This window comes from Kribbella sp. NPDC026611 (assembly GCF_040638345.1).
In the GTDB taxonomy this organism is placed as follows: Bacteria; Actinomycetota; Actinomycetes; order Propionibacteriales; family Kribbellaceae; genus Kribbella.
In genome coordinates this window covers 1-12,251 of record NZ_JBEZYC010000010.1, presented here as the reverse complement: position 1 = coordinate 12,251, position 12,251 = coordinate 1, and the positions used below count along the sequence as shown (strand labels likewise).

At 65.7% G+C, this 12,251-nt stretch carries 14 protein-coding genes and 1 pseudogene; 6 read left to right on the top strand and 9 right to left on the bottom strand.

All coding sequences use genetic code 11. The annotated features are described in order from the left end of the window. Positions 1–254 precede the first annotated feature (254 nt). The 4 genes from AB0E69_RS33215 to AB0E69_RS33200 all read left to right on the top strand — a co-directional run bounded on the left by AB0E69_RS33215 (position 255) and on the right by AB0E69_RS33200 (position 3,119). Positions 255–734 carry a hypothetical protein gene (locus tag AB0E69_RS33215; RefSeq protein WP_360155356.1) on the top strand — a complete coding sequence of 160 codons (480 nt, stop codon included), beginning with the start codon at positions 255–257 and terminating at the stop codon, positions 732–734. A 726-nt stretch (positions 735–1,460) separates the two neighbouring features. After that, positions 1,461–1,985: a helix-turn-helix domain-containing protein gene (locus tag AB0E69_RS33210; protein ID WP_360155353.1), complete on the top strand. Its 525-nt coding sequence runs from the start codon at positions 1,461–1,463 to the stop codon at positions 1,983–1,985. Positions 1,986–2,461: 476 nt separating this feature from the next. Then, positions 2,462–2,680: a hypothetical protein gene (locus AB0E69_RS33205; RefSeq protein WP_360155350.1), complete on the top strand. Its 219-nt coding sequence runs from the start codon at positions 2,462–2,464 to the stop codon at positions 2,678–2,680. Positions 2,681–2,807: 127 nt separating this feature from the next. Next, the gene (locus AB0E69_RS33200) at positions 2,808–3,119 is read left to right on the top strand and encodes a hypothetical protein (protein ID WP_360155347.1); all 312 of its coding nucleotides are present in this window, start codon (positions 2,808–2,810) and stop codon (positions 3,117–3,119) included. 28 nt (positions 3,120–3,147) lie between these two features. Here the strand turns inward: AB0E69_RS33200 and AB0E69_RS33195 are convergent, their stop codons facing one another. Both AB0E69_RS33195 and AB0E69_RS33190 read right to left on the bottom strand, forming a co-directional pair. Next, positions 3,148–3,582 carry a DUF3024 domain-containing protein gene (locus tag AB0E69_RS33195; RefSeq protein ID WP_360155344.1) on the bottom strand — a complete coding sequence of 145 codons (435 nt, stop codon included), beginning with the start codon at positions 3,580–3,582 and terminating at the stop codon, positions 3,148–3,150. 311 nt (positions 3,583–3,893) lie between these two features. Then, on the bottom strand, positions 3,894–4,196 hold the full coding sequence (locus tag AB0E69_RS33190; RefSeq protein WP_360156188.1) for an SOS response-associated peptidase family protein: 303 nt from the start codon (positions 4,194–4,196) through the stop codon (positions 3,894–3,896). 573 nt (positions 4,197–4,769) lie between these two features. Between AB0E69_RS33190 and AB0E69_RS33185 the strand changes: the two are divergent. Next, a pseudogene (locus tag AB0E69_RS33185) lies at positions 4,770–6,025 on the top strand (IS110 family transposase). Between the two features lie 35 nt (positions 6,026–6,060). Here AB0E69_RS33185 and AB0E69_RS33180 read toward each other — a convergent pair. From AB0E69_RS33180 to AB0E69_RS33160, 5 genes are all read right to left on the bottom strand, one after another. Then, positions 6,061–6,552 carry a hypothetical protein gene (locus AB0E69_RS33180; protein WP_360155341.1) on the bottom strand — a complete coding sequence of 164 codons (492 nt, stop codon included), beginning with the start codon at positions 6,550–6,552 and terminating at the stop codon, positions 6,061–6,063. Between the two features lie 13 nt (positions 6,553–6,565). Then, entirely contained in the window at positions 6,566–7,066 is a 501-nt protein-coding gene (locus AB0E69_RS33175; RefSeq protein WP_360155338.1) for an SOS response-associated peptidase, read from the bottom strand. A 151-nt stretch (positions 7,067–7,217) separates the two neighbouring features. Continuing rightward, positions 7,218–7,658: a hypothetical protein gene (locus tag AB0E69_RS33170; protein WP_360155335.1), complete on the bottom strand. Its 441-nt coding sequence runs from the start codon at positions 7,656–7,658 to the stop codon at positions 7,218–7,220. A 248-nt stretch (positions 7,659–7,906) separates the two neighbouring features. Then, positions 7,907–8,299 (bottom strand): hypothetical protein, encoded by a 393-nt coding sequence (locus tag AB0E69_RS33165; protein ID WP_360155332.1) that lies wholly within the window; start codon positions 8,297–8,299, stop codon positions 7,907–7,909. A gap of 5 nt (positions 8,300–8,304) precedes the next feature. Next, entirely contained in the window at positions 8,305–8,445 is a 141-nt protein-coding gene (locus tag AB0E69_RS33160) for a hypothetical protein (protein ID WP_360155329.1), read from the bottom strand. A 251-nt stretch (positions 8,446–8,696) separates the two neighbouring features. Between AB0E69_RS33160 and AB0E69_RS33155 the strand changes: the two genes are divergently transcribed. Next, positions 8,697–9,275, top strand: coding sequence for a GNAT family N-acetyltransferase (locus tag AB0E69_RS33155; protein ID WP_360155326.1), 579 nt, complete (start codon positions 8,697–8,699; stop codon positions 9,273–9,275). A 19-nt stretch (positions 9,276–9,294) separates the two neighbouring features. Here AB0E69_RS33155 and AB0E69_RS33150 read toward each other — a convergent pair whose 3' ends face one another. Together AB0E69_RS33150 and AB0E69_RS33145 are read right to left on the bottom strand one after the other, a co-directional pair. Then, positions 9,295–10,554: an IS110 family transposase gene (locus tag AB0E69_RS33150; RefSeq protein WP_360155323.1), complete on the bottom strand. Its 1,260-nt coding sequence runs from the start codon at positions 10,552–10,554 to the stop codon at positions 9,295–9,297. 748 nt (positions 10,555–11,302) lie between these two features. Continuing rightward, on the bottom strand, positions 11,303–11,779 hold the full coding sequence (locus tag AB0E69_RS33145) for a LysR substrate-binding domain-containing protein (protein ID WP_360155320.1): 477 nt from the start codon (positions 11,777–11,779) through the stop codon (positions 11,303–11,305). Positions 11,780–12,251 lie beyond the last annotated feature (472 nt).

Here is a 12,251-nt window from a genome sequence, read left to right as displayed (position 1 = left end):
GCGGGCGAGGTCGTTGTCGTAGTAGGACAGCGTGACGGCCCCGCTGGCGGACTGTGGGGCGTCGGATGCGGGGGTGTTCTGAGCGCTGATGGTGGACCGATCTCTACGAGACCGGGCACATTCATGAACCGTGACCACCTGAGTTGCGGCCGTCCGAGCCGACATCGATGTCCTAGTCGTAGGTTCATGACTCCTCATCGGTACCTGCGGGACCTGGGTGGTCGGGCATCCAACCAACGGTGGATGCTACTGCTGTGAAGACGCATGAGAGCTATGTGGTGGACGTCGAGGGATGGAACGCTCTAGAAACCGTAGAGGCGTGTCGTCTCATCTTGAGGACGCTGCGCAGCGGCGCGATCGAGTTCGAAACGGATATTCCGACGACAGATGCCGCATGGCCGGAAGATGTTGCCGCAGCGGCCGATTACCTGCGAAGCATCGCTGCAAGGACTGGCCGGACCGAAGAAGCTGGATACGCACAGACAGGCGTCTTGCGGGTGAGCGACGAGACCTGGTCGGCTTTCGCAACCTTCGCGCCATGGGCGTACGACGCTACGGTTTGGGACAGCGACCACCGCCCCATCGTGTACCTCGCGGACGAAGGCCAATCGATCACGTTACAGCTTGAGCGACGTCAATACGACGCCATCGCATCCGCAATCGGCGAGACGCGGTTGGTGCAGCAGCAGAAGTGGCGTCACATCCTGAAGGAACGTCGAAAGAACCAAGCATGATGTCTGCATAGCCGTCCCCGGTGAAGGTTCGTCCGTCCTTACCCAGCCTCCACGAGCTCGACGGTACGAGCGGGAGCCTGAGGCATCGTCCTTGCCTCGGGCGCCCGCCCTCGGGCGCTGACCGTGATGTCCGGTCTAAGTCAGACGAACTCCCTGCGACGTGGACCAGTCCAGCTCAGCGGCAATTGCCACACAGGTGCTGGGATGATCATCAAGGGCAAGGCAGCAGATCCACGGAGTAGCCCCAGCCCGAACCGTCCACCAAACCTACCGGCGGACAACAGGTAGCGCCGAGCATGATGCTTCGACCGCCCCCAGGCGTAGCGTCCTAACGCTTTGAACCCTTCGCCGACGCTGTAGTGCCCCTTGGAGCCCAGATTCGAGATCGGCGCTCCGGCGGCCTGCGTTGCACTGTCACACAGTTATCGTGACCCCATGCGGGTCTACGAACTTGCCCGAGCACTCGGCCTCCCGTCCAGAGGCGTCATTGCCCAGTTACGCGCAGATGGCGAGTGGGTTGATTCGCACCTAAGCGTGGTCCCTGAGGCCGTCGCCGATCGCTATCTTCCCGAGCGGTCAGCGCCTGTCCAGCCACAAGTACTGAAGCTCACTTCTCTCGAGCATCTGCCGAGCCACCCACGTTCATGGTCTCCACCCGCGGAAACGCGTCCCGCTCACGGCCGCCGGTCGCGATTCAAGCGCCGCCCAGGGCCACGCCCACTCACCATGCAGCAGTCTGCTGGGGACGAGTACGACGACCCCATCGACGACTTGCGTTACGAGCCAGAGATCACGACCCGCGATGTTGCCGATCTGCTCGGCGTGACGCAGTCGACGGTGCGCCGCTGGGTTGCCCGCGGTTACATCAGGCCGGTCGGGAATCTCGGTCCCTCCAATCTCTTCAACACCAGCGAGGTTCTCGCCGCCTACGACGACATCGAGGCGAGGCGCAAGGCGACCGGTCAGGCCCACCGTCAGTACGGCTACCGCGTTGAGATGCGCCCCATCGACCGCATCCGGCCGAAGCACTACGACGCGGTCGTCAATGTCGGTGAAGCCGCGCGCCTGATCGGCGTGAGACCAGGCACAATCCGCTCGTGGGTTCATCGCGGCCATCTCGCCCCTCTTGCGTCATCGAAGCCCCGAGCCATCCGGCTCCGGCTCGGCGACGTGATCACTGCCGCGCGGGCGCGGTGGCTACCGAGGCGCTCCGCTCGGCCCGGGCGCCGCCGACCTCGACCGGCGGAATGACCGCACGACTCGGACTGTGAGAAACCGAGCCCGCCTTCTCTGGAGGCGATGGGCGTGTCGATTCAGCGTCTCCGCATGCTTGTGAAACCCTTTGTGGTGGCGGACGACGTGTGCCCAAGTCCCTCTGGAGCTTCGGCTCGGAGGGCTTTGATGTCCGGCATTTGGCCGATGAGAGTGACACTTCCCCGCGAGTGGGGCAACAGTCTGGCTGGTGCCTGCGGCGGGTCGGCTGCACCAGCTCGACTGAGACTGTCACGCTGAAACCCGGACAGCTATACCTATGTCTGTCTTCGGACAGGGCAGCCCCCGGCGGATCCCCGCGCGGGGGTTTTTGATGCCCGGAGGGAGGTCACCCAGATGCGGCCTCCCTAGTAGAACTCTGCCCTCGATCCACCACAGTTGAAGATCCCACTCACCAGGCCCCGGCGCGACTGCCGCCCGGGGCTTTTGCATGCCCACACATCTGAGGCAGGGCAATGTCGAAGAAGAAGTACCAGCGCCCGGGCGTCGTCGTGCAGACGGCGGCCTCGCGCGCTCCGCTGCCGGTGAACGATCGGCTGGGCTGGGTTGCCACAGCCGTCTGGACAGCTGCTTCCTGCGCGTTCTTCATCGCCGGAGAAGTCCAGGCCGGCGTGACGTTCGCCAGCCTGGCCGGGCCAGTAGCGATTGCGCTGATCGCGCGCCGCGGCCGGTAGCGGCGCCGGCTCACCGCCGACGGTGACGTAGGCGTTCGCCTCCGTCTTCAAAGCAAGAGGTTTCTCTACCGTGGTCAGTCACGCGGCTTGTTTACGGAAAACCAGGTTTTCCGTAATGTGACCGGGCGTGGGTAGCGAGGACAACGTGACCCGCCTGGTGCGGGCGGAAACAAGCTGTCTGGTCCGGGAGGCACTGGCTGCGAAGAAGCGCGAAGGTGTGCGGCTGGGCCGGCCGAGCCGGATCACGCCGGAGGCGCTGGGCAAGGTACGGGATCTGCGGGACCGCGGTCTCACGCTGCAGGCGATCGCCAACGAACTGAACTCGCTTGGTACCTTGACCGCCAGCGGGCGTGTGGGGTGCTGGGGCACGTCGTCGGTGCAGTCGGCGCTTGAGACGGAGCGGCTCAATCGGGAGGCGCAAGCGGCGGCTGATCGCTGACCAGCCTCGCCGCACTCCCATCAGGCCGTCAGCCCCAGAGCATGCAGGTGGGGTCGCGGTCGAGTTCTGCCAGGAGGTCGTCGATTGTCTGTGACGGGGCGAGTTGGTCGTGGTGGTGGAAGCGCAGGTGACGATCGCGCCAGTACAGCGTCCACGACTTGCCGGCAGCGGTGTAGCGCAGCCGGGCGACCGGGACGCTGGTCCATTCCGGCGCGTGGTCCTCGCGCCATGGCGCGTGCCGTTCGACGATCGTCAGGTGCCGCGGCGCGAGTCCGAACGGCGACTGCGGTCCGGCTGGTGTCGTAACGGACGGGGCGAGGTGGCCGATATTGCGAGTAGTTGAGGCGGGACGACGCCGCAGGCCAAGCGCTGGGGGGTGAGCGGGCCGCGTGTCGTCCCGCCTCTTGACACCCCGCTCGGGCGAGTGCTCAAACGCGGTCCGGGCGGCGTATTGCAGCGCCACCCGCACGCTGCCCGGTCACCAGTCGGGCGGCTGAACTGAATCCCGACACGGCACGAACGGGCCAACGGTGACCAGCCCGCGGGGGCTGGCCCAGTTCCGGTGGGGGTCGGGACGCTGGGCGAGCATGGCTGGCCACCTGCGGCTCACTATCCACCCCTTCCGCGCGCTGCGCCGGTTTGCGGAACTGATTGGTCCGCTGAGCGGTCACCCGAGCCAAACGGTAGGCCGACAGCACCCGGCCCTACTGGACCACCTCGAGGCCGTGGCCAATGGGTTTGTGGAGACCACCCGACGTCGGACCGCCGCGGCGATCAGCTCTCGGCGGGCAGCTGCTCTAGGAGCTCGGGGCCGTTGTTCTTCACGCTGTTGACGGCCTTCGAGACGGCGTACATGTCGAGGCTGCCGTCGGTTGGCGGCGCCATGAGTCCGAGCAGCTGGTCGACGTCGTGGTTGCGGGGATCCAGCCGCTCGTCCCAGTGATCGCGGGTAATCGCCATGGGCATGCGGTCGTGGATCCGGCCCACGCTGTCGGTCGCGGTCGTGGTGATGATCGTGTACGTCGGCACGGCACGGCCCGGCGCGGGTCGTCGTCCGGCAGCGACTTGTCGTACCAGACCTCATAGAGGCCGGCCAACGACAGCGTCGAGCCGTCCAATGGGCGCAGCGCGAACGGCTGCTTCAGCTTCCTCCGGACTTGCCGATCTGGTCGGTTTCGAGCCACTAATGACAGCCGAACGAGGTCCTCTGCGCGGTTGTCAAGAAGCCTTTCGAGCCACATGGGCTGTTGGTGAGCCACTCCTACGAGACCGGCCCTGACGGCCGGGCGGAGGGTCTTGTTCGACAGCTTCACCGGTGATGCCTGCACACCTCGAGGCCGGGCAGGCCTAGTGCAAGACCGCGCACGCCGGTGGAGGCGAGCTGCCCGGACCGTACTCGCTCGGCGTGCCGTACGGGCCGGACAGCTCGTGCTCGGAATGGTGGTGCGCGGTACGAGCCGCCCTCACGGTCCAGACCTCGATTCCGCGGAGCCTACGAGCTCTCATGCGAAGACCGGCGCCGTGCGGATCGCTGGGATCGCGAACGGCTCATCGGAGGTAAGACCACAGAGTTTCGTCATTAGGGCGCCGCGCGTTCTCGTCAGGTTCCGAACCACCTCGAGCGGCACCAACACGACGGAGGTCAGCAAGTTGAGAGTGTTCTGCGGGATCGACTGGGCCGAAGGCCACCACGACGTGGCCCTGGTCGACGAGGCCGGCCAACTGGTCGCGAAGAAGCGGATCCAGGAGTCGGTGGCCGGCTTCACCGAACTGCTAGCCATCTTGGAGCAGGCGGGCGATAGTGAGCAGACGCCGATCCCGGTGTCGATCGAAACGCCCCGAGGGCTGCTGGTCGCAGCACTGCGGGCCACCGGCCGACCGGTGTTTGCGATCAACCCACTGGCGGTGGCGCACTACCGCAAGCGGCACTCTGTCAGTCGGGCCAAGTCCGACCACGCGGACGCGATGACGCTGGCCAACATCCTGCGCACCGATATGCACGAGCACCGCCAACTGCCGGCCGACAGTGAGCTCGCACAGGCGATCGCGGTGCTCGCCCGGGCGCACCAAGACGCCATCTGGCGCCGGACAAAGGCCACCAACGAACTGCGCTCGATCCTGCGCGAGTACTACCCGGCATTCCTCGAGGCGTTCGCCGGCAAGACCGCCACCAATCTGGCCAAGCCTGAAGCCCGGGCCATCCTGGCGATCGCATCGGCACCAGCCGCCGGCGCAAAGTTGTCTAGAGCCCGAATCGCGGCCGCGCTCCGCCGAGCCGGACGAACGCGAGGCGTCGACGCGCTCGCCGACGAGATTCACGCCGCACTTCGCCAGCCGCAACTGAGGCAACCCGAGCCCTCGAGCAGGCACTCGGCCGGCAAGCCTCGGCGCTCCTGGCCACCCTCGACGTCGAATGCCGCAACGTCGACGAACTCGGTCAAGCCGCCGCCAAGGCCTTCGCCCAGCACCCCGACTACGCGATCATCACCAGCTTCCCTGGCCTCGGCGACAGCACTGGCGCCCAGATCCTGGCTGAGGTGGGCGACGACCGCACTCGGTTCAGCGACGCCAGAGCCATCAAGGCATACGCCGGATCCGCACCCGTCACCCAAGCCTCCGGACGATCGATCTCGGTCACCTACCGCCAGATCAAGAACGACCGGTTCGCCGCGGCCGGCTGGCTCTGGGCCTTCTCCGCCATCGTCCACAGCGAGCACGCCAACGCTCACTACCGCCGCCGACGAGAACACGGCGACCGCCATACCGCCGCGCTACGGCACCTCTTCAACCGCATGCTCGGCCAGCTCTACTACTGCCTTCAAACCGGCAGATCTACGACCCAACGAAGGCCTTCCCCAACCACGCCGACCAGCCCACAAGAGCCGCAGCTTGACCGCTCAGCCTGATCGGACTTCTGACCAACACCCCTAGTACTGCGCTCTCAGCAGATCGGCCAAACAACCTCGATGAGGTGGTCGTCTGGCTCAAGGTTCCACTCCGGACTGGTGTGATAGATCCAGCGAGGCTCGCCGTCCAGGGTCAGGCCCTCACGGTCGGCGTGTTCGCGGATCCGGTGAACCACCGCCTTGCCGGCGGTGAGATGTATGTCGTCACGGTACAGAGCGGAGAAGGCCTCGCTTGCTGGAAGCGTCACCGCTTCGACGTCTTCCGTGGACTCGGCCGGTCTGTCCACCGGAATGACCGCCTCACCCGGGATGAGCCCGCCGTTCGTTGGTTCGCCGACACAGACGTACACACTGCCGGCCTGGGTCAGAGCCTGCCGTCGAACCTCAGCACTGACTTCGCGCAGTGCGGATCCGGCGCCGGAGTCGGGGTTCGACGGATCCCACAACCCGCGGCTCCGGAGGGCTGGCTGCTCGCGCAGGCGTCTGCGCATGACGTCAATGACCACGACCGTCGGTGCCTCAGGCATGCTCCCAAAGCTGTCAGTCAGTCAGCCCGCCGGTCAAGCGCTCCAGAACAGCTTGCGTGAGGGGCTCTGCCTCGAAACCAACCAGCCGTACGACGAAACACCCGCCTTCCCGAACCACGCCGAGCAGCCCAAAACCACCGCCCCTTGACCCCTTGGCCTGATCGGAGGTCTCGTAGAACGCGTCGACCGGGATCAGGGCCCGCTGAGACTTGAAGGCGCGACGGTACGCGGGCTTCTCGTGAACGGTCTCTGCGCGGGCGTTGATCATCCTCGCGCCGACCTTGATGTCCTTCGCCCAGAAAGGCAGCAATCCCCAGCGGAACGCGCGGAGCTCGCGCGCCGGCTCCGCGTCCTCACCGGCGTCCTGTGGGGCGCGGGCGATCACCACCGGGTTGTCCTTGGTCAGTGTCACGTTGAAGTCCTGGCCGCGGAGCTCGTCAGCGTTGCTCTCGTCTACGACGAACCGCTCGAGGAGATCGGCGCGGCTGGCGACTGAAGCGTATCGACCACACATGCTTGTCAGCCTGCCACGCGACACAGCCAACGGCCGGTGATAACGGCGGAATCGGGGATCGGGCGCGGCTGAGCGGGTCGCCCGGCGGGGTCTGGAGGCACGGCGGCCGCTGGGTCGCCTCCGCCCTGGCCATCGCCTGTTGTAGCAGCCGTTATCGACGGCTCACCGAACGAGGCCTAAGCTGCTGTCCACACCACGCAGGAGCACACCATGCCGGGCTGGTCCGCCAGCATGAAGAAGAGCTGGGAGATGCGTGGTGGTTGGAACGATGCTTCACCTGCTGGACGCGGTCACGCTCGGCGCCCTCGCGGGCCTCACGCTCGCACTCGCCGTTCTTTGGGCCGTCGGCGCGGCGCTGCTGGCGAAAAATCCCGACCGGCAACAGCACACCCTCGAGGTCCTCGCGGTCCTGATGCGCTGGCGACGCCGACCACCCGATGAGAAGCCGCCAGACACACCACCACGCGTCGACGAGCGAACGCTCGCCCCACGGATGAGCGTGCCGCCGGTTCTTCACCACATTCGACTCGGGAACCGGAACCAAGAACCCCCGCCAGAGATCGACCAGGTCGCGGCCGATGAGTTCCTTCATGATCTCGTCCCGGGTTCGCCTCGACACGACCCTGGAGTACGACCATCGTCGTCTGCAGTCTGCGGTAGACCGAGGTCTACGCCTCTCCCCGGACGCTCTTCCGGGCCGCGTCGATGAGCTCTTCGGCGCAGGCCTGCGCTGTGCGGAGGTCGAACGTCAACGATGCCTTGGCCTCCCGCAGTAACCGCTGCTCCTGATCTTTATGGAAGTCATCAGCTGTGGAGCTGTAGTCGGGTGCCGCGCGAACCTCAAGGCAGACGTTGTGGTGATAGAGAGCCTTGTCCACCAGGGGCTAGCTCGTACGAGCCGCTCAGCAAGTGCTGTAGCTCCCCGAACGCCGTACGACACTCACCTGAGGCGTACGCCTCGACGACCGGCCCGACGTCCTCTAGTTCGAGCACCACCCGGTGTACGACGCGCACCAGCGCCGGGTCGTCGCTCTGGATCGAGTCGATCAGGAGTTGACCGGCAGCGATGACGCCGAACAGCGCCTCTGACTTTCGCTCCCATACCCGGGCCTCGTAGGCCAGGCCGGGCTCGTGCTGCCGCTGCTCGCGCCCGGATCGGTATGAGAGCAGCAGCCCACCGAGGGCGACAGCCCCGGACGAGACGACCGACACAAGCGCGACAGGATCAGCCATCAGTCTCAACGCCCACCGCGACGCATCCCGCTCCGCCAGAATCGGGCCGCCTGCTGCAGTGCATTCAGCAGCACCAGGTGCTCCTGATCGGTCAACTCACGAGCCATCGATCCGATCACGCCGGAAGCAGGGCAGGGATCGCTCACGGGAATAACCATTTCCGCAAGACCTCCGATGTGGTTAAGGCGTCAAGTCAGGCGGCGCGTGACGCAGGTGGGACCTGGGTGTCAGGTTCCTGCCAGGACGACCGGCACCTGCTGGTTGGGCTGGTAGGTGTTCGTGAAACGTAGTGTTACTGGCGGGTTGTGGTGGCCCGGTGAGAGGTGTCGATGCCGCATGGTTACTTGAACGTCGAGTTACCGCGCGCTGCCAGTTGAGCTGAAGAAGGAGAATGCGGGTGACCAGTACTTATACGACTCGGCCGTTGTCGCCGGAGACCTGGGACGACTTCTGTGCCTTGGTGGAAGCCAACAACGGGGTCTGGGGTGGCTGCTGGTGCATAGGCTTCCATGTCGAAGGTTTGGGCGAGGAACCTCACAGCGCTGAACGCAACCGCGCTGCGAAGCGCGCTCACGTGGACAATGGCACGGTGCACCAGATCCTCGTCTACGACGCGGACGGCACTTGCGTGGGTTGGTGCCAGTACGGAAGCCCGGCGGAGCTTCCCAGAATCAAGAACCTGGCCAAGTATGCCGCTGGTGCCTTAGAGCTTCCCACGTGGCGGATCGGGTGCATCTTCACCGGAAGCCGCCACCGCGGTAGTGGCGTCGCCCGTGCAGCCGTCAGGGGCGCACTGGACGCGATCCAGGCTGCCGGCGGCGGAGTAGTTGAGGCCTATCCGGAGCAGACCACCGACCGCAAGCCGCAGCGTGGCGCCTATCTGCACACCGGCCCGGAGGAGCTCTACGAGCAGTTCGGGTTCGTGCGTGACCGTCAGATCGCCAAGTGGCGGTGGGTCATGCGCGCGGAGATCTGAGAGGCGTTGACGACCCGACTCAGGAGCCTCGGGCTGCCACCGATTCAGCCCGGGTACTGCTGGCCTCCCGCGTGAAGGCGAGCTCAGGGTTATAGGGCTGGCCGGATTGGAGACAGTGCCACAGCTGGCCGAGTTGGCGGTTGAACAGGTGATGCAGGGCTGAGGAGTGGCGGTCGCCGTTGTCGCGGCGGCGTTGGTAGTGGGCGCGGGCGTGTTCGTTGTGGACGATCGCGGCCCATGCCCACATCCAGCCGGCTGCGGCGAAGCGGTTGTTCTTGATCCTCCGGTGGGTGATCGACAGGGAGCGGCCTGATGCTCGGGTGATGGGGGCGGATCCGGCGTAGGCCTTGACGCCGCGGGCGTCGGCGAACCGAGCTCGGTCGTCGCCCATCTCGCCGAGGATCCGGGCGCCGGTGATCTCGCCGAGACCGGGGAAGCTGGTGATGATGGCGTGATCGGGGTGCTGTTCGAAGGCCTCGATCGTGGCCTGTGCGAGTTGGTCGACGCTGGCGCACTCTGCATCGAGGGTGGCCAGGAGCGCCAGCGCCTGGCGGCCCAGCGCCTGCTCGACGAGCTCGGGCTGGTGCAGCACCGGTTCACGCAGCTGGGCCTGCAGTTGCTCGGCGTGCGCATTGATGCCGCGCTGGCGGCCCGCACGTCGCAGCGCGGCGGCGATCCGGGCCTTGCTCAGCTTGGCCCCGGTGGTCGGGGTCGGAGCGATCGCCAAGAGCGCGCGGGCATCGGCTCGGGACAGGCAGGTGCCGGCCTTGCGGGTGAAGGTGTTCAGGAAGCTCGGGTAGTACTCCCGCAGGAGTGAGCGCAGTTCATTGACGGCGCGGCTGCGGCGCCAACTTGCGTCTTGGTGAGCCCGAGCCAGAACCGCGACTGCCTGGCCCAGTTGGGTGTCGGCCGGCAGTTGGCGGTGGACGTGGGAGTCGGTGCGCAGGATGTCGGCCAGTGTCATCGCGTCGGCATGGTCGGACTTGGTCCGGCTGACCGTACGGCGTTCGCGGTAGCGGGCCACCGCCATCGGGTTGATCGCGTAGACCGGGCGGCCAGTAGCCCGCAGCGCGGCGACCAGCAGGCCGCGCGACGTCTCGATCGCGACCGGGATCTGGCCACCTGGGTGATCGCCGGCCGTTCCCAGCAGCTCGAGCAGCGCGGCGAACCCCGCAGCGTCGTCGCTGATCCGTTTCTTCGCGACCAGCTGGCCGGTCTCATCGACCAAGGCGACGTCGTGGTGCCGTTCAGCCCAATCGATCCCGCAGAACACCTTCAAGTCCTTGCTCCTTCGCGTCGATGGCAACGTTGGTTCGTGCCTGACGGGACCGCGCGGCGCGCTAATGACGAGCCTCTGTGGGCTTACCTCCGATTGGCCGTTAGCGATCCCAGCGACCTCCACGGCTCCGGTCGTTGGGTCAGAGCTCAAGGGCTCTCCAGAAGCAAGGTTATGGACCGTGGCGGCGGCTCGAACCGGAACAACGTTCTCCTGCCAGACTGCGGCGAACGGTCGGCGACGCGCCGGGCGGCTCACCAGGTTCCACCAGGGCGCGCGATCTTGCGTGAGGTCTCGCGGGACCCTGCTATCCAAAGTCGTCACCTGATGGACCAGGCGAACCGCCCCGCCGAGACCAGCGGTGTAGACATCACTGCTTCAGCAGGGCCGTTCGGCTTTCATTAGCTATCCGGCCGCTCCGACAGTTCGGGCTAGTTTCCCTGCGACCAACGCCTCGGCGCGCCCTCGAGCAGGGCCGGCCGACGCTGACCAGACCAACAAACGCGGCCTATGACCGTCAGTGCGCCCTCGGTGGCCGGCCAGTTGACCCCGCCGCTGGCACCGCGCCTAATCAGGAACGCCGCGCCTCCGGGCGGCTTGGCAGATCATGAAGATGCTCACCGACTGCGGGCCCAGGGATCGAGCACCGGACACCTACCCGACGATTGGTTCCCGCGCAGCTACAGGTCGGATGTCCAGATCCTTCCGCCGTTGGACGGCCTTGCTGAGCTCAACCGCGAGCGCCTTGATGTCAGTGGTGGTGTCTACGCGTCGTGACGAAGACGTTGTTGGTGATCGGCTTGCCCTCCGAGGTCACGCGCGCCCAGGTGAACCTCTCCGCCCACTCGCCAGCCAGTTGATTACCTGCCCGGAATGGGTAGGCGATATCGGATGGTACGACGACGGTGCCATGTTTATGGGAGCCGAACGCGACCAGGACCTTCGTTCCATAGGCTTCGAGCTTTACCGTCTCGCTGGTAAGTTTCGGCAGCTTGGCTGATTTAATCGCTTCATTCAAGCGCTGTCGCGAGCGTGTATCGGTTGGGGCGAGGAGAAGGTCGCGTTTGATGAGTTCGCTGAGTTCAATCTCGGCTAGTCCCTCCTCAAGGGGGACCATGGCGACTAGTTCGCTCTGGTACAGCACCCGGCTGACGACATCCTCGCGGTCATATCGCCGAATGCTGGCCCCTCCATCCCCCTCTCCACCGGCCTCTCCCTCCCCCTCCATCGCCCTGGTCTGCGGTCTTCTTCTTGGAGTGTCTCTCCTGCGACCCAAGTCCGATTGCCAGGTCAAGCTGACCTCTGGCTACCTTGTCGACCGTCACGAAACCAACGCAACAGGTCGAACCCGTAGCTGCGACACGTCAGCGAACTGACATCGCTCAGCGACAAGTCCCGCAGATACGCAGCAGCTGGCTCGATCTCGTTGCCTCGGGCCCCAACCACCGCATACGGCGGATGTCTCAACTCTGTCTGGACTACCTCGCCGTCCCTGGGCGGATCAACTCGCCCCTCCACCAACTGCTGCCGACGGTTCAACACTGCACCAGGTCCTTCCGCTCCACAAACCGCGCTCCTCGTTTGGGAGTGCCTTGGTGCAGTTAACTAGTGGCGCGCGTCGTTAGTTGATTTACGGTTGGTGGTTGGGATGATGAGGCATGGCGAATCGTCCTGCTGCTGCGTTGGTGTTGCGTGAGGGT

Coding starts and splice junctions, on each gene's coding strand:
- AB0E69_RS33175 (WP_360155338.1), bottom strand. CDS start 7,066: ATGTGTGGTCGATACGCTTCAGTCGCCAGCCGCGCCGATCTCCTCGAG.
- AB0E69_RS33145 (WP_360155320.1), bottom strand. CDS start 11,779: ATGGAGGGGGAGGGAGAGGCCGGTGGAGAGGGGGATGGAGGGGCCAGC.
- AB0E69_RS33165 (WP_360155332.1), bottom strand. CDS start 8,299: ATGGCTGATCCTGTCGCGCTTGTGTCGGTCGTCTCGTCCGGGGCTGTC.
- AB0E69_RS33210 (WP_360155353.1), top strand. CDS start 1,461: ATGCAGCAGTCTGCTGGGGACGAGTACGACGACCCCATCGACGACTTG.
- AB0E69_RS33180 (WP_360155341.1), bottom strand. CDS start 6,552: ATGCCTGAGGCACCGACGGTCGTGGTCATTGACGTCATGCGCAGACGC.
- AB0E69_RS33205 (WP_360155350.1), top strand. CDS start 2,462: ATGTCGAAGAAGAAGTACCAGCGCCCGGGCGTCGTCGTGCAGACGGCG.
- AB0E69_RS33170 (WP_360155335.1), bottom strand. CDS start 7,658: ATGAAGGAACTCATCGGCCGCGACCTGGTCGATCTCTGGCGGGGGTTC.